This window comes from Amaricoccus tamworthensis, assembly GCF_049800875.1.
Lineage (GTDB): Bacteria > Pseudomonadota > Alphaproteobacteria > Rhodobacterales > Rhodobacteraceae > Amaricoccus > Amaricoccus tamworthensis.
Genome location: NZ_JBNAFV010000001.1, coordinates 726,862 through 749,598, shown reverse-complemented (window position 1 = coordinate 749,598; position 22,737 = coordinate 726,862). Strand labels below are relative to the sequence as shown.

Annotated in this window: 21 protein-coding genes; 11 read left to right on the top strand and 10 right to left on the bottom strand. The window is 59.7% G+C overall.

The window, feature by feature from the left end:
* Positions 1 to 17: 17 nt before the first annotated feature.
* On the bottom strand, positions 18 to 1,655 hold the full coding sequence (locus ACP15P_RS03595) for a GMC family oxidoreductase (RefSeq protein WP_424927126.1): 1,638 nt from the start codon (positions 1,653 to 1,655) through the stop codon (positions 18 to 20).
* A gap of 248 nt (positions 1,656 to 1,903) precedes the next feature.
* Here ACP15P_RS03595 and ACP15P_RS03590 point away from each other — a divergent pair, with 248 nt between their 5' ends.
* Genes ACP15P_RS03590 through ACP15P_RS03560 form a run of 7 tightly spaced genes read left to right on the top strand, consistent with a single transcriptional unit; the run spans position 1,904 to position 9,317 of the window.
* On the top strand, positions 1,904 to 2,878 hold the full coding sequence (locus ACP15P_RS03590; protein ID WP_424927125.1) for an ABC transporter substrate-binding protein: 975 nt from the start codon (positions 1,904 to 1,906) through the stop codon (positions 2,876 to 2,878).
* A 59-nt stretch (positions 2,879 to 2,937) separates the two neighbouring features.
* Positions 2,938 to 4,458 (top strand): sugar ABC transporter ATP-binding protein, encoded by a 1,521-nt coding sequence (locus ACP15P_RS03585; protein WP_424927124.1) that lies wholly within the window; start codon positions 2,938 to 2,940, stop codon positions 4,456 to 4,458.
* Complete coding sequence (locus tag ACP15P_RS03580) at positions 4,455 to 5,426, top strand: ABC transporter permease (protein WP_424927123.1); 972 nt, start codon at positions 4,455 to 4,457, stop codon at positions 5,424 to 5,426. The genes ACP15P_RS03585 and ACP15P_RS03580 overlap by 4 nt, the downstream gene beginning before the upstream one ends.
* Before the next feature lie 3 nt (positions 5,427 to 5,429).
* Entirely contained in the window at positions 5,430 to 6,425 is a 996-nt protein-coding gene (locus ACP15P_RS03575) for an ABC transporter permease (RefSeq protein ID WP_424927122.1), read from the top strand.
* Positions 6,422 to 7,522 (top strand): mandelate racemase/muconate lactonizing enzyme family protein, encoded by a 1,101-nt coding sequence (locus ACP15P_RS03570; protein ID WP_424927121.1) that lies wholly within the window; start codon positions 6,422 to 6,424, stop codon positions 7,520 to 7,522. Before ACP15P_RS03575 ends, ACP15P_RS03570 begins: the two co-directional genes overlap by 4 nt.
* Positions 7,519 to 8,553 carry a zinc-dependent alcohol dehydrogenase gene (locus tag ACP15P_RS03565; protein WP_424927120.1) on the top strand — a complete coding sequence of 345 codons (1,035 nt, stop codon included), beginning with the start codon at positions 7,519 to 7,521 and terminating at the stop codon, positions 8,551 to 8,553. The genes ACP15P_RS03570 and ACP15P_RS03565 overlap by 4 nt, the downstream gene beginning before the upstream one ends.
* Complete coding sequence (locus ACP15P_RS03560) at positions 8,550 to 9,317, top strand: SDR family oxidoreductase (RefSeq protein WP_424927119.1); 768 nt, start codon at positions 8,550 to 8,552, stop codon at positions 9,315 to 9,317. Before ACP15P_RS03565 ends, ACP15P_RS03560 begins: the two co-directional genes overlap by 4 nt.
* Positions 9,318 to 9,342: 25 nt before the next feature.
* Here the strand turns inward: ACP15P_RS03560 and ACP15P_RS03555 are convergent, their stop codons facing one another.
* The 7 genes from ACP15P_RS03555 to ACP15P_RS03525 all read right to left on the bottom strand — a co-directional run bounded on the left by ACP15P_RS03555 (position 9,343) and on the right by ACP15P_RS03525 (position 15,558).
* Positions 9,343 to 10,236 (bottom strand): GntR family transcriptional regulator, encoded by an 894-nt coding sequence (locus ACP15P_RS03555; protein ID WP_424927118.1) that lies wholly within the window; start codon positions 10,234 to 10,236, stop codon positions 9,343 to 9,345.
* Positions 10,237 to 10,277: 41 nt separating this feature from the next.
* Entirely contained in the window at positions 10,278 to 10,949 is a 672-nt protein-coding gene (locus ACP15P_RS03550; RefSeq protein WP_424927117.1) for an RraA family protein, read from the bottom strand.
* Positions 10,950 to 10,952: 3 nt separating this feature from the next.
* Positions 10,953 to 11,729 (bottom strand): SDR family NAD(P)-dependent oxidoreductase, encoded by a 777-nt coding sequence (locus ACP15P_RS03545; RefSeq protein ID WP_424927116.1) that lies wholly within the window; start codon positions 11,727 to 11,729, stop codon positions 10,953 to 10,955.
* A complete protein-coding gene (locus tag ACP15P_RS03540) occupies positions 11,730 to 12,758 on the bottom strand; it encodes a zinc-binding alcohol dehydrogenase family protein (RefSeq protein ID WP_424927115.1) in 1,029 nt (342 codons plus the stop codon).
* A gap of 75 nt (positions 12,759 to 12,833) precedes the next feature.
* Complete coding sequence (locus ACP15P_RS03535) at positions 12,834 to 13,745, bottom strand: sugar ABC transporter substrate-binding protein (protein ID WP_424927114.1); 912 nt, start codon at positions 13,743 to 13,745, stop codon at positions 12,834 to 12,836.
* Positions 13,746 to 13,802: 57 nt separating this feature from the next.
* The gene (locus ACP15P_RS03530) at positions 13,803 to 14,792 is read right to left on the bottom strand and encodes an ABC transporter permease (protein ID WP_424927113.1); all 990 of its coding nucleotides are present in this window, start codon (positions 14,790 to 14,792) and stop codon (positions 13,803 to 13,805) included.
* Entirely contained in the window at positions 14,785 to 15,558 is a 774-nt protein-coding gene (locus ACP15P_RS03525; protein WP_424927112.1) for an ATP-binding cassette domain-containing protein, read from the bottom strand. The genes ACP15P_RS03530 and ACP15P_RS03525 overlap by 8 nt, the downstream gene beginning before the upstream one ends.
* 133 nt (positions 15,559 to 15,691) lie before the next feature.
* Here ACP15P_RS03525 and ACP15P_RS03520 point away from each other — a divergent pair, with 133 nt between their 5' ends.
* The 4 genes from ACP15P_RS03520 (at position 15,692) to ACP15P_RS03505 (ending at position 19,942) form a co-directional block, all read left to right on the top strand.
* The gene (locus ACP15P_RS03520) at positions 15,692 to 16,006 is read left to right on the top strand and encodes a UxaA family hydrolase (RefSeq protein WP_424927111.1); all 315 of its coding nucleotides are present in this window, start codon (positions 15,692 to 15,694) and stop codon (positions 16,004 to 16,006) included.
* The gene (locus ACP15P_RS03515; RefSeq protein ID WP_424927110.1) at positions 16,003 to 17,196 is read left to right on the top strand and encodes a UxaA family hydrolase; all 1,194 of its coding nucleotides are present in this window, start codon (positions 16,003 to 16,005) and stop codon (positions 17,194 to 17,196) included. Before ACP15P_RS03520 ends, ACP15P_RS03515 begins: the two co-directional genes overlap by 4 nt.
* Before the next feature lie 112 nt (positions 17,197 to 17,308).
* Positions 17,309 to 18,841 carry a catalase gene (locus ACP15P_RS03510; protein ID WP_424927109.1) on the top strand — a complete coding sequence of 511 codons (1,533 nt, stop codon included), beginning with the start codon at positions 17,309 to 17,311 and terminating at the stop codon, positions 18,839 to 18,841.
* A 153-nt stretch (positions 18,842 to 18,994) separates the two neighbouring features.
* Entirely contained in the window at positions 18,995 to 19,942 is a 948-nt protein-coding gene (locus ACP15P_RS03505) for a zinc-binding metallopeptidase family protein (protein ID WP_424927108.1), read from the top strand.
* 3 nt (positions 19,943 to 19,945) lie between these two features.
* Here ACP15P_RS03505 and ACP15P_RS03500 read toward each other — a convergent pair whose 3' ends face one another.
* The gene (locus tag ACP15P_RS03500) at positions 19,946 to 21,385 is read right to left on the bottom strand and encodes a UdgX family uracil-DNA binding protein (protein ID WP_424927107.1); all 1,440 of its coding nucleotides are present in this window, start codon (positions 21,383 to 21,385) and stop codon (positions 19,946 to 19,948) included.
* On the bottom strand, positions 21,385 to 22,611 hold the full coding sequence (locus ACP15P_RS03495; RefSeq protein WP_424927106.1) for a putative DNA modification/repair radical SAM protein: 1,227 nt from the start codon (positions 22,609 to 22,611) through the stop codon (positions 21,385 to 21,387). The genes ACP15P_RS03500 and ACP15P_RS03495 overlap by 1 nt, the downstream gene beginning before the upstream one ends.
* Between the last annotated feature and the right edge of the window lie 126 nt (positions 22,612 to 22,737).

Here is a 22,737-nt window from a genome sequence, read left to right as displayed (position 1 = left end):
CCGTTTGCGGCTGGGCCTTACAGTATATTCATAACAAAGTCAGCGCACCTGTCTCCGAGCATCATCGCCGGGGCCTGTGTGTTTCCGGCGTTTATGTCGGGCATCGCCGACAGGTCACACACACGCAACCCCTCTATTCCGCGCACCCGCATTCGGGGATCCAGAACGGCCATGGGATCGCCGTCACGCCCCATTCGGGCGGTGCCGGCCGGGTGGTAGTTGGTTTTCACAAACCGTCTGCAATACGCCCGCAGAGCCTCGTCATCGCGCTGATCGGGCGCTGGTAGCATCACTCGGTCGATTTTGTCAGCCAGCGGCGACTGATCGAACGCACGCAGGAAATAGCGTTGTCCCGCGATCATGGCGTCCATGTCCGCCGGGTCCCGCAGCAGGTTGGGGGAGACAAGTGGCATGTCGGCAGGGTCAGCGGAGGCAAGACGCACCTCGCCGCGTGACCGGGGTTTCACCACGACCGTTGTGACGGTCAGGCCATGGCCGTCCTCCACGAGGTCACGGGTGTCGCGGTCAACATAAACGATAGGCACGCAAAACGCCTGGATCGTCGGCTCACCGTCCGGATCGGATGGATTGACAAATGCGCCCGCCTCGACACCTGCCGATGTCACAGGGCCCGACCCAAACAGTTTGAACTGAAGTCCGTTGCGCAGCATGCGCCAGCCATCTCCCTGTCCGTAGTACCCGAGGCGTCCATTGACCCGCGCGGTGATCGGCACCTCCGGGTGGTCAACGAGGTTCTGGCCCACGCCGGGAAGGTCGGCAATACATTCCAGTCCGTTTTTACGAAGGTAATCCGCAGGGCCGATGCCGGACAGCATCAGAAGTTTCGGTGTAATCAGGGAGCCGGCAGACAGGATAATTTCACCAGCGCATCGCACATGATGTTCGCCCGATTTGTCGCGATATGTGACGCCCACTGCGCGACCGTTTTCGATGTCTATCCGTGAAACCTCGGACTGAAGGCGGACCGTCAGGTTGGAGTTGTTTTCCTGCGGCGTTACATAGGCATAAGCTGCGGAGGACCGGCGCCCGTTGCGGTTCATGAACTGGTAAAAACCAACTCCGTTTTGCCTCTGACCGTTGAAGTCGTGCGTGTAGGGCAGGCCGAGGCCCTGTACCGCCTGAACGAACAGCCGGGACAGGCCGTCTATGTGGCCGGGGTCGGAGACGAGCAGGGGGCCGTCCGCACCGTGGCGTTCGTCCAGAAGGCGGTTGTTGCCCTCCATCCTTCGGAAATGGGGCAGTACCGCGTTCCAGCTCCAGTCCACCGGATCGTTGGAACCGTAGAGTATTTCATTCCAGGTGTCGTAATCCGAGGGCCGCCCCCGCATGTACACCTGGGCGTTCACGGAGGAGCCGCCCCCAAGCACGTGTCCCTGCGGAATGTCATGCACGCGCCCATCCAGATGAGGCTGCGGCACTGTCCGGTGATACCGCATGAAACGGGTGCCGTTGATCATTTTGAAGATACCAGGCGGCATGTCGAGCAGGGGGTGCCGGTTGGAATAACCCGCCTCCAGCAACAACACACGCGCGTTTCCGTCGGATGCGAGCCGCCCGGCGGCCACGCAGCCGGCAGCTCCGCCGCCGATGACAATGTGGTCGAATTCCTCCACGGCAAACTCCTTTTTGAGCATACCAAAAATTTCAGAGATTAGGGCATGCGCAGGAAAATTTCGCAATACCTGAAATTTTCAGTTGACGTATTCGATTTTTAAGATGATCTTCTGCCATGTTTAGTCGTACCAAAATGACGCGGAAGCATTGTTCGTGTGACTAAGGATGTTTAAACGGGTTTCCGCTCAGGCGGGCCCTTACACCAGCCGGGCCCCGCCCGGTCCCTGCGGTCGGTGAAGAAAGGCCGCGCACCTTGGGAGGGAAATACATGAGAAGACGTTTCGTACTGGGCACCGCCCTGTCAGGACTGGTCGCGCTCAGCGCGGGCATCGCTGTGGCGGACACGCCACCACTGGCCCAGAAAGACCGCTACAAGGTCGGCTTCGCCCAGATGGAATCCAACAACCCCTGGCGCATTGCCGAGACCAAGTCGTTCCATGACACCGCGGAATCCTGCAACTGGGATCTGATCGCCACGGATGCAGCCGGTTCGGCCGCAAAGCAGGTGGCGGACGTGGATTCCATGATTGCGCAGGGCATCGATGTCCTGTTCCTGCCCCCGCGTGAGGAGAAGCCGCTCATCCCGGCCGTGATGAAAGCCAAGGCCGCCGGTATCCCCACCTTCCTGGTCGACCGTTCGGTTGATCCGAATGTCGCCAAAGCGGGCGAACATTTTGTCGCCTTCCTGGGGTCTGATTTCATTGATCAGGGCAAACGCGCGGCGGAATGGCTGATCGAGAATTTCGAGGGCGAAAAAGGCGTAATCGTTGAGCTTGAGGGCACTACGGGATCGTCGCCGGCCAATGACCGCAAGAAAGGCTTCGACGACCGTATTGCCGAGGATGATCGCTTCGAAATCGTGGCCAGCCAGACCGGCGATTTCGCCCGCGATCTTGGCCGTCAGGTCATGGAGACCCTGCTGCAGGCGCATCCTGACGTGAACGTCGTTTACGCCCACAATGACGAGATGGCGATTGGTGCCATCCAGGCGCTTGAACTTGCCGGTCGCAAGCCGGGCGAGGACGTGACGATTGTGTCAATCGACGGCACGCGGGACGCGCTTCAGGCCATTATCGACGGCAAGATGGGCGTCACGGTCGACAGCTCGCCGTTCTTTGGTCCGCTCGCCTGTGAGGTGATGAACAAATATGCCGCCGGTGAGGAAATTCCCGGCTGGGTACAGGTCGAGGACCGCATTTTCACCCAGGAAAATGCCGCTGACCACATCGACGAAGCCTACTGAGGCTTCCGGCCGGAGGGTGCGCGGCGCATCTTCCGGCACACCTCACGATCGGATACCACATGACTGACTTCATCCAGATGACGGGCATCGGGAAGTCCTTTGCCGGGATCATCGCCCTTAAGGACGCAAGCCTCGCGATCCGGCCGGGAGAGGTCCACGCGATCATCGGACAGAATGGTGCGGGCAAATCCACGCTAATCAAAATCCTGACCGGTGTGTATCGGCGTGACGCGGGTGACGTCCGGAAAGACGGAAAGCCGTTGGCGGTCAGCACTCCCCGCGAGGCGCAGGATGCCGGCATCGCGACAATCTACCAGGAGTTGAGCCTCGTTCCCCTGCGCAGCGTGACGGAAAATGTTGTCATGGGATACGAGCCGCGCACTCGATTTGGGCTGATCGACTGGAAGGCCGCCCACGCCCGGACGCGCGAGATCCTCGCCCGGTTTGGGGTCGATGTGGATGTTACCCGTCAGCTGGGCAGCTATTCCACCGCCATCCAACAGCTTGTCGCCATCGCCCGGGCGGTTTCGCTCGACGCGAAACTGGTCATCATGGACGAAGCCACGTCTTCCTTGGACGATCAGGAGATCGAAACGCTGTTTTCAGTGGTCAGAAACCTTCGGGATTCCGGCGTTGCGGTGCTCTACATTTCCCACTTCCTCGATGAACTCTATCAAATCTGCGACCGCGTCACGATCATGCGGGACGGCCAAACCGTGGCGACACATGTGGTTGCGGAAACCACCAAGCTGGGGCTGGTCTCTGAAATGCTGGGCCGCGATGCCAGTGAAATTCAGGCTGCTGGCCTGACTGCTTTGTCCGGAGGGCACGGCAATCCGGGTGAGGTTCTGCTTGAGGCCGAAGGGCTGCGTAGCAAAACCGGTCTGCGCGGGACTTCGTTCAACATCCGCAAACGCGAGATCGTCGGGCTTGGTGGACTGCTCGGTTCAGGCCGGACCGAAGCAGCCCGTGCCGTATTCGGCCTCGACGCGGTCAGCGAGGGGCGGGTGCGTCACCATTCGGGTGCCGCGCTCGACACACCGGCGCAGGCCATCGCGCTGGGTATGGGTTTTCTGACCGAGGACCGGAAAGCCGACGGGATCATTCCCCACATGTCCGTACGCGAGAACATCACTCTCGCCATGCTGCCACGACTGAAGCGGATGGGTGCGGTCGACCGGGAGAGGGAGCGCGAGCTTGTCGCGCATTACATCGACGCGCTGCAAATCAAGACCTCCGGAATGGAACAGCCCATTCGGGAACTCTCAGGCGGCAATCAGCAGAAGGTTCTGCTGGCCCGCTGGCTTGCGCTTGAACCGGAGATACTGATCCTCGATGAGCCGACGCGTGGTGTCGATGTTGGCGCAAAATTCGAGATCCAGTCGATCATCCACAAACAGGTCGCTGATGGTCTGGCTGTCCTGCTCATCAGTTCCGAGTTTGAGGAACTTGTGGAGGGTGCCGACAGGATCGTGGTGCTGCAGGAAGGCCGCTCCGTGAGCGAGTTGCAAAACCCCGGCATCACCGAGGGCGCGTTGATCAACGCTATTGCACACCATCATGAGAGGAGCGTCGCGTGAGCGCAACGGTTGCAATAATGCGCGAACGGTTCGATCCGTCGCGCCACGGCGCGTTGCTGGCGCTTGCGGTAATCCTGCTGTTCAATCTGCTGGTGACGCCGAATTTTCTTCAGGCACAGACACTGTTTGTGAACATCAGCCAGGTCGCAACAATCGCCATTGTGGCCATGGGCATGACACTGGTAATTGCGACGGGCGGTATCGACCTCAGTGTGGGGGCGATCATGGCCCTGTCCGGGGCCCTCGCGCCGCTGATTTTCCTGTCGGACTTTGCTGCGGCCAATCCGACACTTGGGCTGACCGCGTCAATTGTCGTGCCCGTATTCGTGGCCCTGTGCTGCGGGATATTCAATGGTGTGCTGGTCAGTTTTCTGAATGTTCAGCCCATCGTCGCGACGTTGATTTTCTTTATTTCCGGTCGCGGTCTGGCGCAGGTTTTGACCAACGGAAACCTCCAGACCTTCACCAACCCGTCCTTCAGCTACCTGGGAACCGGGCGCGTGCTCGGTCTTCCGTTTCAGGGGTGGCTGGTTCTGCTCATTGCGCTCATCCTCTACTGGGTCGTGACGCGCTCCATTTTTGGCCGTCAGCTGTTGGCTGTGGGCGGCAATGAACGCGCTGCGCGTCTGTCCGGTATCCCGGTTCACCGGGTCAAGATCGGCGCTTACGTCATCTGTGCAGGACTGTCGGGCCTCGCCGGGCTTATTGTTGTCGCGATCAACTCGGCCTCGGACGCGGCCCGTATCGGCAATCTGATGGAACTCGACGCCATTGCGGCCGCGTTTGTCGGTGGAACCCTGCTTCAGGGCGGACGGGCGCCAATTTTTGGCGCCATCCTCGGCGCGGTGATCATCCAGCTGGTCAAATACACCCTGCTGGCAAACGGTATCGCCGATGAGGTCGCGCTCATCGCCAAGGCCGGGATCATCATTGCCGCCGTCTATCTGCAGCAGGCGCGCAAGGAGTAAGCCATGCTTGATACCAACTCATTCGATTTGCGCCGGTTTCTTCAGGGCGGCGGCCATTCCTTCGGCGTCTGGGTGGCTCTCGTCGCGATGATCCTTTTCGGATTGCTGCGCTATGAGAACTTCGGAAGCGCCTACAACATCTCGTCATTCCTGAACTACAACGCGATGTTCATCGTGATTTCCGTTGGCATGTGTTTTGTAATTCTGACCGGTGGCATTGACCTCTCGGTCGGTTCGGTTGCGGCATTCACATCCGTGATTGCGGCCTATCTGTCACCCTTTGGCATTGAGGTGGCATTGCCCGGAGCGGTTCTGGCGGGGCTTGCGATTGGCTGTCTCAACGCGATTTTTGTCGTGGCCATGCGCATTCCGCCTTTCATAGCAACCCTCGCGACAATGCTGGGGGCGAAGGGCGGCGCACTCGTGATTTCCGGCGCACAGACGATTTCCATCGACTGGACGTCGAACTTCACAAAACTGGGCATGGAGAATGCGTTTGGCCTATTGCCCTGGACCATCGTGATCACGGCCTTCGTTGTCATCGCCCTGTGGGTTGTTCTTGAACGCACGTCGCTCGGCCGAACGGTTCTTGCCGTTGGCGGCGGAGAGGACGCATCCACAATGATGGGACTGAACGTCAACCGCGCGAAGGTATTTGTGTATGCCCTGAGCGGCGGTTGCGGCGGCCTGGCTGGCGTATTCCTGGCCTCCGGTTTCGGCGCGGGTCAGCCCCTTGAAGGGGTCGGCTGGGAACTGTCCGCGATTGCCTCGGTCGTCGTCGGTGGCACGCTGCTGACCGGTGGCATGGGAACCGTCGGCGCGACGGTGGCGGGCGCACTGCTGCTTGGTCTGGTATTTAACATTCTTAATTTCGAAAACGGCCGGGGCGTGATCAGCCTGAGTGCCTATTGGCAGATGGTGATAAGGGGCGGTTTCCTGTTCGTCGTGATCCTGCTGCAAAGTCAACTGGCCAGCCGGGCCAAGGGAGTAACCCAATGACACGGATTACAAATGTCGAGGTGCGACTGTTTGACGTGCCGCTCGCCGAGGTTCTGAGCGATGCAAAGCACGGTGACCACACCCATTTCGAACTGATCACCGCAACCGTCACGCTGGAGGACGGGAGCGAAGGCACGGGGTACACCTATACCGGTGGGCGCGGGGGGCGCGCTGTGGTGGCAATGATCGAACATGATCTGGCCCCGTTTCTGACGGGGCGCGATACCGAGGATGTCGAGGCGCTCTACGACGCCATGCAGTGGCATGTTCATTACGTGGCAAGGGGAGGGATCGCGTCCTTTGCCATTTCCGCCGTGGACATTGCGCTTTGGGACCTGCGCGGAAAACGCACCGGCCAGCCGCTTTGGAAAATGGCAGGGGGCGCCTCATCCAGATGCCGGGCCTATGCCGGCGGCATTGACCTGAACTTCACCCTGCCCAAGCTGCTCGACAATGTTCGGGGATATTTAGCGCGTGGGTTCAATGGCGTGAAAATCAAGGTGGGACAGCCCACGCTTGCGGAAGACGTTGAACGCGCCCGGGCGGTCCGAGATCTGATCGGACCGGATATCGCTTTTATGGTCGATGCCAACTACTCCATGAGCGTCGACGGGGCGATTGAGGCGGCGAAGGCGTTCCAGGAGTTTGACATTACCTGGTTCGAGGAGCCCACAATTCCGGATGATTACCGGGGATATGGTCGCATAGCACAGGCGACCGGCGTGCCTCTGGCGATGGGTGAGAACCTGCACACGATCCACGAGTTCGAATACGCGTTCGCCGACTCCCGCCTTGCTTTCGTCCAGCCGGATGCAAGCAACTGCGGCGGCATCACTGGTTGGCTTCAGGTCGCGGAACTGAGCCATAAACACGGTATTCCGGTCTGCAGTCATGGGATGCAGGAGCTGCATGTCAGTCTTGTGTCCGCACAGAGCAACCCGGGTTGGATCGAGGTCCATTCCTTCCCAATCGATGAATACACGCGGCGCCCACTGGTGATCGAGGATCACATGGCGGTCGCGCCGGATACGCCCGGGGTTGGCGTCGAATTCGACTGGGACAAACTGAAAACAGCACATGAGGGAATGCACGGATGAGCACCATCACCGCCGCATATTATCGCGGAAACAAAACGTTTGAGGTCAAAGAGACGGAGGTCCGTCCACCTGCTGCAGGCGAAGTGCAGATCAGGGTGGCCTATTGCGGCATCTGCGGTACGGACCTGCATGCCTACCACGGCAATATGGATGCACGGGTCGGTTTTGAGCGCATTCTCGGTCACGAAATGTCCGGCAAGGTCGCCGCCGTTGGTGAAGGTGTCGAAGGCTGGTCAGAGGGCGACGCCGTCGTGGTTCGTCCTCTTGATCCCGGTGCTCCCAATCCGGCGACCGAGGCAGGTTATCACCATATCAGCCACAACCTGAAATTCATTGGCCTGGATACCGACGGCGCATTTCAGGAACTTTGGAACGTGCCTGCCTTTACACTGCACGCGTTGCCCGAAGGCCTCCGTCTCGACCATGCCGCCCTGATCGAACCGGTGGCGGTTGCCTGTCACGATGTTCGCATGTCGGAGCTTGCCGAAGGTGAGGATGTCGTCGTCATCGGAGGCGGTCCGATCGGTATTCTCGTGGCGATGGTTGCGCTCGATACGGGCGGCAAGGTTGTGATTTCCGAGGTAAACCCGCACCGTCTGAAAATTGCGAAGGCGCTGGGCTTCGACACGGTCAACCCGATGGAACAGGATCTGAAGGCGGAAATCGATGGGCGCACCGGTGGGAAGGGTGCGGATGTCGTGTTTGAGGTCTCGGGCACGCAGCCAGGTGTTGACGCAATGACCGCCGTAGCCGCTACACGGGGGCGCATCTGCATGGTGGCAATCCACGCGACTAAACCGACAGTGGACATGTTCCAGTTCTTCTGGCGCGAGCTGAAGCTGATCGGCGCGCGCGTGTACGAGCCCGAGGATTATGAAAAAGCCATAGCCCTCGTCGCCAACGGCGCGATTGATGCGGAGACCGTCATCACGGATGTCAGCCCGCTTGGGAATATTCAGGCCGCTTTCGAGGCACTGGATGCCAGTCCCACCGCGCTCAAAAGCCTGATCAAGGTCGGGGAACCGGCATGAACGTCCTCCAGTCTTTCGATCTGACAGGTCAAACCGCGGTCGTGACGGGGGCTAAACGGGGTATTGGCCGGGGAATGGCCGAAGCGCTCGCACAGGCCGGTGCCGATATCGTCGGGGTCAGTGTCACACTTGAACCGAACTCGGAGGTGGAGCAGGCCGTGACCGCACTGGGGCGTACGTTCACCCCTTATCAGTGCGACTTCTCGGATCGTGAAGCGGTAAAAAACTTTGCGGCCCAACTGGAAGCCGATGGTGTCGCCCCGGATATTCTCATCAACAATGCGGGCACAATCAAACGCAAGCCGGCTGCCGAACATCCGGAGGACTGGTGGGACGAGGTCATTGAGGTCAACCTCTCCGCACAGTTCATTCTCTCACGCGAGATCGGCCGCGGCATGGTTGAGAGGGGGCGCGGAAAGATCATCTTCACCGCGTCGCTGCTGACGTTTCAGGGCGGCATCACCGTGCCGGGATACGCCGCTTCAAAAGGGGGTATCGGGCAACTGACCAAGGCCCTGGCAAATGAGTGGGCCGGAAAGGGTGTCAACGTTAACGCGATCGCACCCGGTTACATCGCCACGGACAACACCCAGGCATTGCGGGAGGATCCTGACCGGTCGAAATCCATCCTGGAACGGATCCCGGCCGGGCGATGGGGCAGGCCTGAAGACTTTGCCGGTCCGGCCGTGTTCCTGGCCTCATCCGCGTCCGACTATGTTAATGGCGAAATCCTCGTGGTCGATGGCGGCTGGATGGGACGTTAGAAAAGTCGACAGATCCGCGTGATGGTCAGTCCCAAAGCGCGGAAGCGGTCATGGTCTTTTTCGCATTGCGGAGGTGGCCACGAAAGGCTTCCTCCGCCAGTTCGCCGTCGCCGGCCTCAAGCGCACGAATGACCGCCAGGTGTTCGAGCGTTGCGGCCAGGTTGCGCTCTTTTTCGTCAATCCGGTTCCAGCTGTAGTGGTAGTGAAAGACCATCGCGACAACCTCAAAAAAATCGGTCATGAACCGGTTGTCACAGGTCTCGATCAGTGTCCGGTGGAAACGTTCGTCGAGCCGGGGAAAGGCAAGGTAATCCCGGTCAATATTGGCCAAAATACTTTCATGCTGGGGGGCAAGTGCGGTTAATGCGTTTTGCGCGGGCGACTCATTCCCCTGTCGCAGCAGGTTCCGAAAGGCCCGGAGTTCAAACATTTCCCGAACCTCAAAAAGTTCCTCGGCGAAATCGCGCGTGAATCCACGCAGAACCCAGGATCGGTTGCGTTCCTTGGTGATCAGGCCAAAGCGGGAAAACCTGATGAGAAATTCCCGGACGACCGAGGAGCTGACATCAAACTTCTTTTTAAGGTCCGACTCGTGGAGCGCGGTCCCAGGGGCAAGATCGCTGTTCAGAACGTATTCCATGAACTGCGTTGAAACCTTTTCCGTCGCGGAAGCCGTCTCTGACTTGCCGTAGTAATCCGCTTGGGTCGGCCAGCGCAGCACCTGTTTTTGACGGCCTTCCCACCGGATGATTCCGGCGTCGTCAAGACCGGTGAGAATGGCCCTTACGGTTGTTCGGCTTACCCCAAGGCTTTCGGACAGAGAGTTCTCGGTCGGGAGTGTTTCCGAAATACCCGTATCGCGAACAACGTCCAGCACCTGGTTGTAGCTTTCCTTGAATGTGCTGTTGTCGCGGGACATGGGGTGTTTCCTGGTGCTACCGGGCGGGTATTCCGCCCGGATCACATGACGCCGAAGGTCGCGAACGCTTCCTGACTGCTCATTCCATTGCGGATGGCTTCGGCTACTTTGTTCTCCGTTGCCGCTTTTTTGAAAGCGGCGGTAATGGCCTCCTCCTCCGCCTCGCGTGGAATGACCAGCACGCCCTCATCATCGGCCACGATCAGGTCGCCGTCGTTGATCCGGACATCGCCAATCGTAATGGGCGTACGGAAATCGACCACCTTGCCGCGCACTCCCTGGTCCTGCGCGTAGACGCCCCGGGAGAAGACCGGGAAGCCAAGCTCCCGGATCTCGGCGGTGTCACGAACAAAGCCATCGAGAATGGCCCCCGCCGCATTCAGGTGCCGGGCCCGCGTTGACATCAGACCGCCCCACAGAGCGAAATTCAGGGATGAACCTGATGCGACATAGATTTCGTTGCGCTTCAAATCATCCAGCGCCTGAAACATGATGCCGAACGGCTGATTGGTCAGCGGCCCGTCACCCGTGCCTTCCGGCCATGCCACCTCGTGAACCGGCATGGCCCGTCCGACGATACGGATCTCCGGCTGGAGGGGGACAACACCCGGCGGAAGAAACTGCAGCCGGTGCCCCATAACGTCGAGCACGTCGCCGATCACGGCAGTGAAGAGTTCCTCGCGAATACGTTTGAACAGGTCCGTTTCATCCATATCTCAAAATCCTGTTGCGCCACCGCCATCAACGAGGATGACCTGGCCGTTGATGTACTTTGCCGCGGGCGACGACAGAAACGCGCAGGCCCAGCCGATGTCCTCGGGCTCGCCAAGTTTTTGCATCGGAATGCGGTTCAGGATTTTCTGCTGACGCGGAACATCACCCTTCGTTGCCTTGCGGTAGAGATCCGTGTCGATCCAGCCTGGCGCCACGCCATTGACCCGGATGCCGCGCGCTGCAAATTCCGCGGACAGGCCGCGCACAACCCCGTTTATGGCGGTTTTTGAGATGGTGTAGCCATGAACCATGGGCTGGCCGATATAGGCGGTCATCGACGAAATAAAGGAAATCGACCCCGGTCGCTCCTCCGTCAGCATGCGTTTGATGACATGGCGGGTCAGCTCCAGCGCGCCACGGACATGCACGTCGAAAACCTGATCAAAATCCGCCATGTCGGAGTCCTCAAAAGGTTTTTTCAGCGTGTTGCCGGCATTGTTGACCAAAATGTCGATGGGTCCGAATTTGTCAGCAATGTCGGCCTCCACACTGGCGATCGCGGGCAGGTCAGTGATGTCCATGACGGTGGTCGCGCAGCCATGGCCGATCTCCGCGGCGGCAGCTTCCAAAACGTCCGCGCGCCGTCCCGCAATGATGACCTCGGCTCCGCTTTCCGCGAGGCATTTCGCGATGGCTTTTCCGAGGCCGGTTCCGCCGCCGGTGACGAGGGCGGTCTGTCCTGACAGCCCATAGATTTTCGACAAAAGGTCGGGAGACATTCAGGTGTCCTTTCCAAAGTCAATAATGATCTTGAAGGTCTCGTCCCGGTGCGCGACCCAGTAGTCGAGTGCGGAGGTGGCCTCTTCCCACGGAAACATCTTTGAGATCAGTGGATCGGCCATGTCCGGGTGCTTTTCCAGAAAATCAATGACGGCGTCGAAATCCTCGCGGACGGCGTTGCGGGACCCCCGGATATCAAGTTCCTTGAGGTTGAAGAAACGGGTTTCGTAAGCAACCTCGCCCTTGGCATATCCGATATAGACGATCCGGCCGGTGAAAGGGGCCAGGTCCACGGCAAGACGGAAGGTCTGCGCGACACCGGCGGCCTCAATGATCACGTCGGCACCGCGACCATCCGTCAATTCTGCCACCGCTTTTTCCAGCTCCGTCTCAAGCGGATTGATGATCGCCTCGGCCCCCAGTTTGCGGAGGGTTTCTGTTTTGGCAGTTGAGATTTCGCTGACAATGACCCGCGCGCCACGGGCCTGTGCACCAAGTATTGCGCCAACACCGATCATTCCGCCACCAAGCACCAGGACCGTATCATCGGAACTCACCTGGCCACGGGACACCGCATGAAATCCGACCGAAAGGGGCTCCACAAGGGCAAGGTGGTGGACAGGCAGGGTGTCATTCACGATCAGCCGGTCCGCTGGCAGGACAATACGGTCGCACAGCCCGCCATCGCGCTGCACGCCCAGCGTTTGGTTGAACTGGCAGGCATTTGCCCGACCGCGCCGACAAGCAGGGCAGGTGCCGCAGGTGGTGTATGGCACCACGACGACGCGGGAACCGGGTGAAAGATGACCGGGCACATTCGGCCCGGTCTCAAGAATAACGCCGCCGATCTCATGTCCGGGAATGCGGGGTAGTTCCACCAGCGGGTTCGCGCCATTGAACGTGCTCAGATCGCTGCCGCAAAGGCCGACGTGGTGAACGCTGACCAAAACCTCACCCGACCCGGGTTCCGGGGTAGGGACGTCGCAAAAGGCTGTGTGACCGATCTTGTCAATGACGAGTGATTTCATTTCTGGGCTTTCCTCGGGGCGGGGAGGTGGGCGCAGAGGCGCGCCCACCAGATGATTGGCCGGAGCATCGGCTGGTTACTGGAACTCAGCCACGTTTTCGGACGTGATGAGAATGCCGTCGATCGGAACCATGGCGGGTGCGTCCTCGCCATTGATGATGTTCACGAGGTTCTGGACGGATTCAATTCCCATGCGGGTGTTGTCCTGCTTGATCGTGGCGGTCTGCTCGCCCTCCGCGATTGCAACGAGGTTGGCGGGGTTGCCGTCGAAGCCGACAATGACGAGGTCATCGAGCTTTCCAAGAGCCTTGGCCGCGGAAACCGCAGCAAGCGCACCCGGATCCCAGGCGGAGAAGATCGCCTTAATTTCCGGATCGGACTGAAGGAAATTTGTCGTGGTCTCGAAAGCGCAGGCGTCCTGCCAGTCGCAAATCTGGAAAATCACCTCATGCCCGGCTTGCTCGGCTGCATTGAGAACCCCGTCGCGGCGGGCGTTGCCGGTCTGATGCCCGGCCGAGCCGCCGAGAATGAGGACTTTGCCCTCATCAATCTGTTCGACAATGAACTCACCGGCGATGCCCGCAGCCGCCAGGTTGTCGGTCTGAACGAGGCTCGACACGTGCTCATGATCGATGCCGGTATCCACGGCCACCACCGGGATCCCCTTTTCCGCTGCCGCATCGAGCGAGGCGTCAAAGGCACGGTTGTCGACGGAGCCGATTATGATGCCGTCAACGCCCATATCCACCGCCCGGTCAACGGCGTCCTTTTGTGCGGCCGAGTCCGGGGAGGAGGCGGTCATGTCGATGAACTCAACCCCCTGACGTTCTGCCTCCGCCGCAGCCGCTTCCGCCACGCCGATCCAAAACGTGTTATCCGTGGAAAAGCCTGTATAGGCGATTTGCAGATCCTGCGCGAAGCTTGCGGTAGTCGCGGCCAGCGTCATGGCCGTCGCCGTCAGCATGGTTTTAATTTTTGTGAGTGTCATTTTCAAAGTCTCCCTTGGATTTGTGCCCTTTGACAGGGCTTGTCCTTCGCGGCGGAATTACCGCGTGGATCTGCGCCAGACGTCCCAGTAGACGGCGACAATAATGATTATTCCGATCGCTATGCGCTGATAGGAGGTGCCCACACCCATGTAGGACAGGCCGACCGTGATGGTCTGCATAATGAGCATCCCGATCAGGGTTTTGCCCACACCGCCGCGCCCACCAAACAGGCTGGTGCCACCAATCACGACCGCAGCGATGGCAAACAGCTCATAGCTCTGACCGCGCGCCGGCATCGCGAAGTTCAGCTTCGCGACCTCCATGATGGCCGCCAGGGCCGCGAGAGCACCGCCGACCATGTAGTAGTAAATCCGGCTGCGTTTGACCGGGACACCGGCGAGACGTGCCACGTCCTCGTTGCCACCGATTGCAAAAGCCCGGATACCGAGGCGCGTTTTGGTCAGGAAGAGGCCGGTCAGGATAGCGGCAGCGAACATGATCGCCATTGGTACGATGTAGCCGGAACCAATGACCTGAAAGGCATCGGGAAACCGCGAGAGATCCCGCCCGCTGGCCAGAATTTCCGCAAGTCCCTTGTAGGCCGTCAGCCCACCGAGCGTGACGATAAACGCGGGCACCCCGGTGGCCACCTGCACAATGCCGTTGAGTGCACCAAGACCCGCACCGATCCCGAGCCCACCAAGCACGGCAAGCCAGACGGGCAGATCAGCCTCGGACAGCAGGATGCCGACGGAAACCCCAACCACGGCAAAGATTGAACCAACGGAGAGATCCAGTCCGCCCGAGATCAATACGACCGTGGTGCCACAGGCCAGCACCGCAAGTATGGACGCCTGACCGAAGATTGACAGCATCGTGTCAAAACTGCGGAAGGGCGGGGAGAGCACGAAAAATACGAGGTATATCAGCACCAGCGCCGCAATGACCTGCCAGATAGGCATGAACTCATGTGTGATCCGCTCAAATGTCCGGGACGTCGCGCCGGGATTTGACACCGCGGTGGAACTGTTTTGCATGTCACTCATCCCTGACGTCTCCTTCAATCGTGCCGGTGATCAGGCCGACAAGAGTGTCGCCGTCCACGTCGCTGACCTTGCGCACGGCGGTAAGTTTCCCGAGGCGGAGAACCATCACACGGTCGCAGTAGTTCAGCACGTGCTGCATGTTGTGGGTGATCATGATGACCGACAGCCCGTGATCCTTGAGCGAACGGACAAGATCCATCGCCATCTGGCTCTCACGCACGCCGAGTGCTGCGGTTGGCTCGTCGAGAATGGCAACCCGTTTGCCAAACATCACGGTTTTGGAAAGAGCCACCGCCTGACGCTGTCCACCGGAAAAGGCCTGTGCATCCCGATAGATGTCAGTGATGCGGATATCCAGTTTGGCGAACAGATCGCGGATTTCGCGGTCCATCTTTTTAAAGTCCAGCACGCCAAAATAACGTCCCAGCCAGTCATCCCGCACAATCTCCCGGCCCAGAAAGACGTTCTGGGTGATGGGGATCTCATTTACGAGCGCGAGGTCCTGGTAAACCGTCTCGATACCCGCGGCCTTGGCATCCGTGGGGGTTTCAATATGGGCCTCTTTGCCATCAAACCGAATGGATCCGCTGGTGCGGGGAATGGCACCGGTGAGCGCCTTGATCAGGGTGGACTTTCCCGCGCCATTGTCGCCGACAACCGCTAGAATCTCACCTTCCTCAAGCGTCAGGTCCACATTTTCGAGCGCAACAATGCCCCCGTAATGTTTCGATATCCCACGCGCCTCCAATACCGGCTGTGCCGCCATTTCGGGTCGTCCTCCCCATGTGCTGTACCCGGGTTTCGCGGGTATCGTTGTTTGTTTTAAATGCTTAAAGAACAAATTCCTCGGTTGTCAAAGGTTTTTTGTGCATTTAACACATTAGGATGGGGAGATAATCATGACAGTTCAATCCGCGGGGGAGGTGTACGGTCTGCTGCACCTGCATCCGTCCGACAACATCGTTGTAGCGATCCGCCCGCTGGCTCAGGGCGAGATAATAGACGTAGGCGGTCGGTCCATAACGGTGCCGCGGGTTATGAGCCTGGGTCACAAGCTGGCTTTGGTGGACATAGCGGAAGGCTGTGACGTCCTGAAATATGGCGCACCCATTGGCTTCGCATCCAGTGCCATTTCTGCCGGGGATCACGTGCATCTGCACAACCTGACCAGCCGGTATACTGTCATTGAGGATATTGAGGGGACGAACGCATGACTGCTATGACCGGTTGGCTCCGCGCCGACGGGCGCAAGGGCATCCGCAACGTCGTACTTGTGGCCTATCTGGTGGAATGCGCGCATCACGTCTGCTCCAAAATCGCAAAGCCCTTTGACGAGAGCGACGTGCAGGTGATCGGGTTCTCCGGCTGTTTTCCGTCGGATTACGGCCAGGAGATGATGGAGGCGCTCTGCACCCATCCAAACGTGGGGGCGGTTCAGTTGGTGTCGCTGGGGTGCGAAAACTTCCGCAAACAGCAGTTGGAAGACGTTATACGCGCCTCGGGGCGCCCCGTGAACCTCATTATCATACAGGCAATCGGTGGCACGCTTGCCGCCCTTGAGGAGGGCCGTGCGTGGGTGGAGGATCACGTGGATACCCTCCGCGCCGCACCGAAGGTCCCGATGGATGTGTCGGAGCTTGTCATCGGCACGATCTGCGGTGGGTCCGATGCTACCTCCGGTCTGACGGGAAACCCGGCAGCAGGCCGCGCGTTTGACAGGCTCGTGGCCGAGGGCGCGACCTGCATGTTCGAGGAAACGGGTGAGTTGATCGGCTGCGAACACGTCATGGCCGACCGGGTCAGCGACCCGGCACTGCGGCCCGCAATCATCGCTACCGTAGAAAAGGCGGCGCGGTATTATGCGAAGATGGGCTACGGCTCTTTTTCCAATGGCAATGCGCTTGGTGGGCTGTCGACCATCGAGGAGAAGTCGCTGGGTGCCTATGCCAAGTCCGGCTCCAGCCCGATATCCGGCATTGTCAGACCGGCGCAGCGGCCGCCAGGTAAGGGGCTCTATCTGTTGGATGTGGTCCCGGATGGAGAACCGAAATTTGGGTTTCCGAACATCAACGATACTGCCGAGATCATTGAGCTGATTGCCTGCGGCGCACATGCCGTCATATTCGTCACCGGGCGCGGTTCGGTTGTGGGGTCGGCCATCTCGCCAGTGATCAAGGTCTGCGCCAATCCCGAAACCCATGACCGGATGGCTGATGACATGGATGTCAATGCCGGGCGCATCCTGCGGGGAGGCGCAACGCTCGAAGAGGTGGGCGACGAAATTTACGGCAGTATCGTCGCTTTGGGTCGGGGCGAGCGGACCAGGTCCGAAGCGCTCGGACATGTCGAGTTCGTTTTGACATATAAAACAGCTCGACCTTCTGAGCCTTCCTGTCACGCATGACGTGAATTTAGTGAGCCGAGTAGGGTTCCTCCGCGGAAATCAAGTTCTGTCGGAACCTTTAGTCCCGCACGTCGTTTCCGGTACAGCCACTAATTTGCAGGGAGCCGTTTCCATGACGCACGACAAATCCGTTCCACCCACCACAACCGATGCAGGTATCCGGGTCAGCAGCGACGAGCATTCGTTGACGGTAGGCCGCGACGGGCCGATTGTGCTGCACGATCATTATCTGCTCGAACAGATGGCGAACTTCAACCGCGAGCGGATCCCCGAGCGTCAGCCGCATGCCAAAGGTGGCGGGGCTTTCGGACATTTCGAAGTCACGGCAGACGTGAGCAAATACACCAAGGCCAAGGTTTTCCAACCGGGCGCGAAGACGGACACTGTGGTCCGGTTTTCTACGGTAGCCGGAGAGCGCGGCAGCCCGGACACATGGCGCGACCCGCGCGGATTTTCGGTGAAAATGTATACTGAAGACGGCAATTTCGACATGGTCGGAAACAACACGCCCGTCTTTTTCATCCGCGACCCGATGAAATTCCAGAATTTCATTCGCAGTCAGAAACGTCGCGCCGATAATGACATGCGCGACCATGACATGCAGTGGGATTTCTGGACCCTCAGCCCGGAAAGCGCGCATCAGGTGGCCTACCTGATGGGGGACCGGGGCATTCCGCGGACATGGCGCGAAATGAATGGCTACTCCAGCCACACCTATTCCCTGGTTAACGCCAATGACGAGATGTTTTGGGTCAAGTTTCACTTCCACACGGATCAGGGCGACGGCAACGCCTATCTGAGCCAGGATGAGGCGGACAGGCTGGCCGGCGCTGATGGTGATTATCACCGCCGCGATCTGTTTTCGTCGATTGCGGACGGCAATTTCCCGAGCTGGACCCTTAAATGGCAGATCATGCCCTACGAGGATGCCAAAACATACCGGATCAATCCGTTTGATTTGACCAAGGTATGGCCGCATGATGACTACCCCCTGATGGAGGTCGGCAAGCTCGTGCTGGACCGTAACCCCACCGATTTCCATACGGAGATCGAGCAGGCGGCGTTTGAGCCGAACAACATGGTTCCGGGCATCGGTCTTTCGCCGGACAAAATGCTGCTGGCCCGCGGCTTTTCCTACTCGGATGCCCATCGTGCGCGGCTGGGCGTGAACTACAAACAGATCCCGGTGAACAAGCCCAAGGCCCCGGTCCATTCCTACAGCAAGGATGGCGCAATGCGGGTGGAGAAGGTGTCGGACCCGGTCTACACCCCCAACTCCTACGGCGGCCCGTCGCCGCAACCCGATCCAGGTCGCGAGGCGGGTCTTTGGCACGCGGACGGCGACATGGTACGCGCGGCCTACGAACTGCGCCAGGATGATGACGACTGGACTCAGGCGGGTATCCTTGTGCGCGACGTGATGGATGATGCCGCGCGTGAGCGCCTCGTCAACAATGTTGTTGGACATTTGACCGATGGCGTCAGCGAGCGGGTGCTTCAGCGCGCTTTCGAATACTGGCGCAACATTGACAGCGACACTGGCGACCGCATCGAGCGGGGGGTGCGTGACAAGCTGGGTGGAAAATCCGATCAGCCCGGCATGGCGTCTGCTGAGAAAACGAGAGTCGAGGAACCCGCGGAATGACCGTGATACTGAACGAGTGCGACGGAGGCAATCAGCCTCCGCCGTGCTCCTTTCGAAACTGGAAACTGTTGAACATCCCGCGGGGTCCCATTGATCGCCAGCGGGATTTTGTAATGGTGCGCCGACGGCGCACATTATTTTAAAGGTTGACCGATGCGCGTCTATCACTGCCCCAAATGTCGGAACCGGGTTTGGTTCAACAACTGTACCTGCACCTGTGGCCTGATGGTTGGTTACGACCCGGATGCCGACGCGATGGTCGCCGAATTTGCCCCCTGCGCGAACCGGGATGCCATCGGCTGCAACTGGATCGCGGACGGCGACAGTGGGTTTTGCCGGTCCTGCTCCATGACGCGCACCCATCCTGACATGGCTGTTGACGGCAACGCCGAGCTCTGGACGCGCGCGGAGGCCGCCAAACGCTGGGTTATCGCAAACCTGATTGCGTTTGGCTGGTTCGGCAGGAATGATGCCGGGCCGAGGCCGGTTTTTAAACTCCTTTCAGAGACTACGCGGGATGGCCCGGCCAGAACCGTCATGGGACATGCGGACGGGCTGATTACGATCAACGTGTCCGAAGCTGATCCAGCCGAAATCGTCGCGCGTCGCGAGCGGATGGAAGAACCGTACCGCACGATGATCGGCCATTTTCGCCACGAGATCGCGCATTTTCTCTTCCTGCGGCTTGCTGCAGAAAATGCGGGCTTCGAGGTCGCCTTCCGCGTCATGTTTGGAGACGAGCGGGAGGATTACGGCGAGGCGCTCAAACAGCACTACGCTGCGGAGGATGATGGAAGCTGGCGAGACGCACATATCAGCCACTACGCATCCGCGCATCCCCATGAGGACTGGGCCGAAACGGCCGCCCATGTCATGCACCTGACCGATCTTTTGGACAGCGCGCAGGCGCTGGGCTTCGCGGACGAAACGCCACCCGATAATCTGGCCGCCGCGATGGATATCGGCCTTGCCGTGAACCACCTGAACCGTTCCATGGGTATGGAGGATGTATATCCTTTTGTGGTGACGGAGCTCGTGCGGCAGAAACTCGATTTCGCGGCGGAGGCCCTCGACCGTTCCGGGCGGCAAGCCCAATCCTGAGGATCAGGCCGCCGCGGCCTCAATCAGGGATCTGGCCCGCTCAAGATCGGCCTGAAGGTCCGCACGTGCGCGGGCTTTGGCCAAATCGTCCGGCAGCCGAAGTATGTGGGACGGGTGCAGTGTTACGAGAACCGGAGTGCCCTCCGGTCCGGGTTCCACACTTCCGCGTCGTTTGAGGATACCGGTACCAGAGCCCGTGAACGACGCGCAGGCGGAGGCCCCCATCGCGACGATGAGTTGCGGCTGGATCAACCTCCGCTCAAGGTTCAGCCACCACCGGCAGTGCTCAATTTCGCCCACGTTTGGCCGCTGGTGGATACGTCGTTTGCCTCGTGGTATAAACTTGAAGTGTTTGACCGCGTTGGTGACGTAGATGCGGGACCGGTCAAGACCGGCCGCCTGCGCCGCCATGTCAAACTCCTGACCTGCCGGCCCCACAAACGGCCGCCCGGCCAGGTCCTCCTGATCGCCAGGCTGCTCGCCCACAATCATCAATGGCGCATCAACCGGCCCTTCGCCAAAAACAGTCTGCGTGGCGGGTCCGTGCAGGGGGCAGCCTGTACAGCCCGCTGCCGCCTCGCGGAGTTCGTCCAGGGAACCGGCCTCGGGCGCAGAGACCTCGCGCTCCAGCATTGAACGGGCGACCGCCGCACGACGTGCCGGTGGGTCGGTCGGCATGGCGTCCCGCATTTCCACCGCCCTGCGCGGCGCCTTACGGATCAGGTCTGGGATCAGGCGGGCCTCCGGCAGGTTCTTCCAGTATTTTTTCGGCATCTCCGACTGCATCGCGGACACCATCAGCCGGGCTGGATTGAAGATGCTCGCATAATATGTCCGCCAGAGATCTTCGGTCGCGTCTTCCGGAGGACGGTCGTGGGCACGTGTTTGGCTGAAGCTCAGTTTGCCGTCCAGAAATGTCGCGGTGACCGTCGGGGTGGTGATGACCCAGTCCATATCGCCAAAGCGTTTTGCAAAAAATGGCGTCGCTGCCTCCACTATGGGATGTTCGGGTTCAAACCAGGCGGCAAAGGCACGCCTGGGTCCATCGGCTGGCAGTTCCCGAAACCGGACAAACGCATGCATTTTGTGGATGTCACGACCAACCGCCTTGGCATCGGCGAGAATTCTGCGGATCGCCTGATCACTTCGGTCGCCCCACCGCACGTTACCATTCGACAGACGCAGGACTGTCGCATATGCCCGTGCAAAGCGTTCCGGATCGGAATGACACAGCGCGCTGTCGATGGTTTGCAACGCGGCTTTTGACAGCCGAATTTCGCGGGGAATCCCGGTTGAAACCGGGTTTTGGGCAAAGAGATCGTGTTCCCCCTCACCGACGCACCACGCAACCTGTTCCGGAGAAACTCCGGCGGCGGCAAGGGCTCGGGCCTCGCGCCGCCATGCCGCAACCGTTCCAATCACGGGCAGCACGACCTGTCGCATCAGAAAAGGCTCAACTGTTGCGGTGGCGGTGCAAACCGGTCGCGCAGCGAAGCGGCATCGGTCAGGCCCCGCGGTGACCATCCTCCGGCCGTGATAAACGGTGCGGCATGCTTCATCACCGCGCCCATGGCCTTGAGGTCCTCGTAGCGCAGCGTCCGGTGTCGCCGCGCGGCGATCAAACGCTGCACGCTTTTGGTCCCAAACCCCGGCACGCGCAGAAGCATTTCCTTCGGCGCGCGGTTCACATCGACCGGAAACTGCGCCCGATTTGCCAGCGCCCAGGCCAGCTTGGGGTTAATATCGAGATCAAGCATGCCGTCGGATGCGATCTCACCCACCTCAAACCCGTAAAACCGCAAAAGCCAGTCCGCCTGATACAGCCGATGTTCACGCATGAGCGGCGGACGGATCAGGGGCAGGGCCTTCGATGAGTCCGGGATCGGTGAAAACGCTGAGTAATACACCCGCGACAGCGCATAATTGGCGTAGAGGTTCGACGACTGCGACAGGATTGCCCGGTCGTCGGCGCCATCGGCCCCGACTATGACCTGCGTGGATTGGCCTGCGGGCGCGAACCTGGCCTTTCGCTTGCCGCGGTAGGTCTTTTCGCGCGACGCTTCCCGGCGCAGGCGCACCTCGGCCATGGTCTTTCGTATTCCCTTTGCGTCCTTCTCTGGTGCCAGCTTCGCGAGGGCCGTTTCCGTCGGCATCTCCACATTGATCGAGAGCCGGTCCGCCCATTTCCCCGCCTCGTCGATCAGTTCCGGCGCGGCATCGGGAATGGTTTTCAGATGGATGTATCCGCGGAAGTTCTCCTGTTCACGCAGGGTTCGGGCAATGCGGACCATATCGGCCATCGTGTCATCCGGGGACCGGATAATCCCCGACGACAGAAACAGGCCCTCAATGTAATTGCGGCGATAAAACTCCACCGTGAGTGACACGACCTCCTCAACTGAAAACCGGGCACGCTCAACCTGGCTCGACACCCGGTTTACGCAATAGGCGCAGTCATAGATGCAGAAATTCGTCATCAGGATTTTCAGCAGACTGATGCAGCGGCCATCCGGCGCATAGGCGTGACAGATACCTGAGCCACCGGACGACCCGAGCCCCTTCCCATCGCGCGAGTCCCTCCGTTCCCCGCCCGAAGAGGCGCAGGAGGCGTCATACTTGGCCGCGTCAGACAGGATCGCGAGTTTTTCCTTTAGCGAGCGTGGAGCCATCCGGGAAATCCTTTTTGTTCCTGTTATGTTCTTGATGCTTTGCTGGCAAGCCAAATGACCCCGGAAAGAGCAGGCTGCGCGAAAAAGTGATCGTATAGAGCGCGATTAGAAAATCGAGGCGGGACA